5 protein-coding genes are annotated in these 3363 nt (G+C 67.9%); all 5 read right to left on the bottom strand.

Annotated elements, in window-relative coordinates; translation table 11 throughout:
• Nucleotides 1-33: 33 nt before the first annotated feature.
• The 5 genes from B1729_RS14135 to B1729_RS14115 are packed head-to-tail and all read right to left on the bottom strand — an operon-like array spanning nt 34 to nt 3265.
• Complete coding sequence (locus B1729_RS14135) at nt 34-597, bottom strand: hypothetical protein (RefSeq protein WP_163633351.1); 564 nt, start codon at nt 595-597, stop codon at nt 34-36.
• On the bottom strand, nt 588-1157 hold the full coding sequence (locus B1729_RS14130) for a hypothetical protein (protein WP_163633349.1): 570 nt from the start codon (nt 1155-1157) through the stop codon (nt 588-590). The genes B1729_RS14135 and B1729_RS14130 overlap by 10 nt, the downstream gene beginning before the upstream one ends.
• Entirely contained in the window at nt 1154-1648 is a 495-nt protein-coding gene (locus tag B1729_RS14125) for a hypothetical protein (protein WP_163633347.1), read from the bottom strand. The genes B1729_RS14130 and B1729_RS14125 overlap by 4 nt, the downstream gene beginning before the upstream one ends.
• 4 nt (nt 1649-1652) lie before the next feature.
• Nucleotides 1653-2936, bottom strand: coding sequence for a hypothetical protein (locus B1729_RS14120; protein WP_163633345.1), 1284 nt, complete (start codon nt 2934-2936; stop codon nt 1653-1655).
• Nucleotides 2936-3265 (bottom strand): hypothetical protein, encoded by a 330-nt coding sequence (locus B1729_RS14115; protein ID WP_163633343.1) that lies wholly within the window; start codon nt 3263-3265, stop codon nt 2936-2938. Before B1729_RS14115 ends, B1729_RS14120 begins: the two co-directional genes overlap by 1 nt.
• Nucleotides 3266-3363: the final 98 nt, after the last annotated feature.

Below are 3363 nucleotides of genomic sequence, written 5' to 3'. Positions count from 1 at the left end.
GATGGGGACCATTCCCCATCCCGGAGGGGCGCGCTACGCGAAGCGGATCGAACAGAAGACCCGCTCGAGCTCCCCCTGCACGGCGTCGACGACGAGGGGGTTGTCGTGCAGCAGATCGAGCAGGAAGACGAAGCCGTCGCGTACACCCAGATGCCGCAGCCCATACACCTCGGCCTGTTCCGCACCCGACACCACGACCGCGCTGACCGCGGCATCGAAGGCCGTCCCCTCCAGGGATCCCCAGATCTGGACGACTCCCCCGACACCCGCACGCGCCAGCTGCACGAGATCCTCGGCGGTCGCGGCATCCGAATCGGTGATGTACAGGTGCGCGATGATCGTCTCACCACCGACGAACTCGGTGCGCCAGAACCGCTCCATCGCCCCGGGAAGGGGTCCCGACATGGCCTGCAGGTGGAGTGCGGTCGCTCGCAGCCGGTCACGCGCCTCGTCGTCGACACCGGTGTCGGCCAGCAAGCTGTCGGTGAGCACGGTGGCCCACTCGTCCGGCCGGGTGAACGTCCCCCACGGAAACCGCAGCGGCACGGGCAGCCACGTCGATTCGAGCGAGAGCGTGTACATCGGGGCTATCGCCATCGGAATGTCTCCATGATCGAGTCCACGAGCTCGGTCGCCCCCTCGACGAGGACCGGATCCGCGTCGTCGGCATACGGGATGCTGGCCAGGAAGACGAGTCCGCGCCGCCCGTCCGCACCCGGCAGGGCGAATCCGTAGCCGAGTGCTCGGGTCGTGATCCCGGCGTCGTCATCGCTGCCGATCGTCTCGGACTGCCAGCGCTGAATCGGGCCGATCGCGGTGTCGAACGTCTCGATGGCGGCCCGCGTGAGGCCACCGAGACCGTCGGCGAACGCAGCCCCCGACGGCGCGACATGCTGTCGCACGGCCAGTGAGATCGGCAGGTGAGCGAGCCCCTCGACTTCGCGATCCGGGAGATAGACGCTGTGAGTCCCCGTCTGCTCGAGTCGACGCCACTGAGCGTTCGCCAGCATCCGCAGCTTGACGTCGAGCTCCGGATTGCCGATCTGCTTCATCCGCGCCGACAGCTTCGCGAAGAACCGCTTGCGTCCGTCCTCGTCGACTCGGTACCGAGACCAGCCCGGCGGGAGCAGCAGGCGAAAGCCCGACAGCGCCGTCATCGGGCGGTGCTCTGGCGGTCCTCTGACCGCGTGCGCGCCACAGCGATGCCGATGAGCAGGATGACGAGAGCCACGCTGCTGACGACCGCTCCCTGCCACTGGTCCCCGAACGTGACATCGCCGCTCCGAGTGCCGCCGTCGGGAGCGAGGAGCGCGAATCCGACGGCTGCGACGATCGAGGCGGCCGTCGGTCCGAGCAGCCCGCGCAGCCCCGGCACATCCGCGTCACGCGCGGTGGCGGCCAGGATGATGGCCAGCACCACCAGCACCGCTCCGAGAGCCACGAGCAGAACCGTGGGGACGACGAACAGCGGATACGCCCAGACAACCCCCCACTTCGGGTCCATCGTGGCGCTGACCTGCCCGCCCGAGAAGAACAGCGACCCCACGAGGAACACGATCAGGATCGCCGGGGGAAGGACGGCGACGACCGCGTACGCCACACGGGCGATGGACTGCACCGAGCGAGGATTCGTGCGACTGGGACTCACGGTCTCAGCCTATGCGCACGTCGCGAAGGCCCGGGATCTCGGGCTGCGCGTCCGCGAGCCCCAGCAAGTCCACGACGGCGAACCCACTCCACGACACCATGTTCGCACCCTGCAGGAACCCTCCGGGCAGCGAGCCCGCGGTCGACGAGATGAACTGAGCCACCCCTGGGCTCGTCGCCCACGGCGTGCTGCGCATGGTGTTCAGGAACGATGTGATCTGCGCGGTCTCCGCACCGCCCAGGCGCAGTGCCGTCAGCGGGTTGGTGAACAGGCCCGGCTTCGGAAGCGCGAGCCAGGCCCTCGCCGGCGCGAAGAGCGACTGCAGCGGCGCGGCCCAGGTCGTGGGGCGCAAGAGCGAGAACTGCGGGAGGCTGCTGCGGATGGCGGCCGTGACGGCACCGCGGCCACCCTGGACCACTGTGCCGAGCGCGGGAACTCCCCGCGAGAGGATCTTGCCGACGCCGAAGGGCAGGAGTCCGACCGCGCTCCAGGCGACATCGCTCAGGCTGGCCCGTCCGTAGGCGAACTTCAGGGCCGTGAGCAGGAACGACGCTGCGGCGAGAGCGAAGATGATGCCCGCGAGCAGACCTGTCAAGGGTGCGCCGATGATGAGCGCGATCACACTCAGCACGACGAGGACGATCGCGATGACGTCAAGGACGTCGTCGATGAACTCCCAGAAGCCGTCGTTGTTATCGGCACTCTCGATCGCGTTCTCGATGCCGTCGACGGCGTCGTCATACGCATCGGACCACGTGCCGAAGACGTCCTCGAACTCCTCCCACAGCTCGTCGCGAAGCGCTTGAGCAGTGGTCACTGCGTCCTGCGCAGAGTCCGCATCCGTTTCGGCGCGGTCGGCGGCACGCGTGAGTGCGTCGTCCTCCGCCCCGGACGCGGTCGTGAGGGCGAGTGTCTCGGCGAAGTCCGCTTCCGATTTCGCGACGAGCGCCGCCTGGTAGGCGTTCTCTGCGTCTTCGACATCGCTGAGGTTGGCACGCAGCCACGATTGCGCCGTCTCCAGTGCTTCGCCGTACGAGGCGAGGCTCTGGCCGGTTCCGCGGTATCGCACCGCCGCGTCGGAGAGGTCGGCGTGACTCTCGTTGGCCATCTCGGCGAGCTTGTCGGTGCCCTTGCTTCTGTGAACCGACGAGTCACCGATCGCCTTGAGCTGGACGGAGGTGTTCTCCATCGTCGTCGCGAGAGTCTTCAGCTGCTGGGCGCGGGTGGAGATGTCCGTCGCATTGCCCTCCAGCTGCTGGAGGTCGTAGCCCTTGTTCGGCGAGCGCATCAGGAGGCCCTCGTCGACGTGAGCTCAGTGGTCGTCGTCGACCCCTCCAGATCCCGTGCCGTCGTGGTGTCCCACTCTTCCCAGCCGTCGATGATCGAGGTCAGCTGCTTCTTGATGTTCTCGAGGTTCTCCTTGAGCTTGCCGCGCTTGTCACGCCAGGCCACCTCGAAGTCGATCACCTGGTTCAGCAGATCCCCACGTCCATCGGGGCGACCCACCGCGTCCTCAAGGCCGTCGTTCGTGTCGGACGCGGCCTCGAACTCCGAAATCGACGACTCGAGCCCCGACTGGGCGGCCTTGAGCTGCTCGAGGTCCAGCATGATGTCCACGTTCGGCCTCCTCCGAGGGGTTGTGGGCAGGCTGAGGGAGCCGACGGCCTACCGGCTCCCTCACGCGGGAGACGGTCGGGGTTCAGCCGCCGGCGAGC

Source organism: Microbacterium sp. B35-04 (genome assembly GCF_010634885.1).
Lineage (GTDB): Bacteria > Actinomycetota > Actinomycetes > Actinomycetales > Microbacteriaceae > Microbacterium.
This window is presented reverse-complemented; position numbering and strand designations above follow the sequence as displayed.

Bases quoted from the DNA above. Each gene is read 5' to 3' on its own strand.
- B1729_RS14135 (WP_163633351.1), bottom strand. From the start codon at position 597: ATGGCGATAGCCCCGATGTACACGCTCTCGCTCGAATCGACGTGGCTG.
- B1729_RS14130 (WP_163633349.1), bottom strand. From the start codon at position 1,157: ATGACGGCGCTGTCGGGCTTTCGCCTGCTGCTCCCGCCGGGCTGGTCT.
- B1729_RS14120 (WP_163633345.1), bottom strand. From the start codon at position 2,936: ATGCGCTCGCCGAACAAGGGCTACGACCTCCAGCAGCTGGAGGGCAAT.